Origin of the sequence: Exiguobacterium sp. SH3S1 (assembly GCF_004337105.1) — a bacterium.
GTDB lineage: Bacteria > Bacillota > Bacilli > Exiguobacteriales > Exiguobacteriaceae > Exiguobacterium > Exiguobacterium aurantiacum_A.
On record NZ_SJUW01000053.1, the window covers coordinates 1 to 260 of the forward strand.

Annotated in this window: 1 tRNA gene; it reads right to left on the minus strand. The window is 44.2% G+C overall.

Going from position 1 to position 260, the window contains the following annotated elements:
- Nucleotides 1-134: 134 nt before the first annotated feature.
- A tRNA-Pro gene (locus tag EVJ26_RS14365) sits at nucleotides 135-211 on the minus strand.
- Nucleotides 212-260: the final 49 nt, after the last annotated feature.

Genomic DNA, 260 nt, shown 5'->3' on the forward strand with positions numbered 1-260 from the left:
GTTCGTCCTGAGCCAGGATCAAACTCTCCAAAGAATTTGATATAGCTCTTGAAAATGACGAAGCTTGCGCTTCAATCAAAACTTGTAAAACTTTTTTTGCCTCATCGTTCAGTTTTCAAAGACCAAAAAATAAATGGTCGGGAAGACAGGATTCGAACCTGCGACCCCTTGGTCCCAAACCAAGTGCTCTACCAAGCTGAGCTACTTCCCGTTATAAATGGTGCACCCTGAGAGATTCGAACTCCCGGCCTTTAGATTCG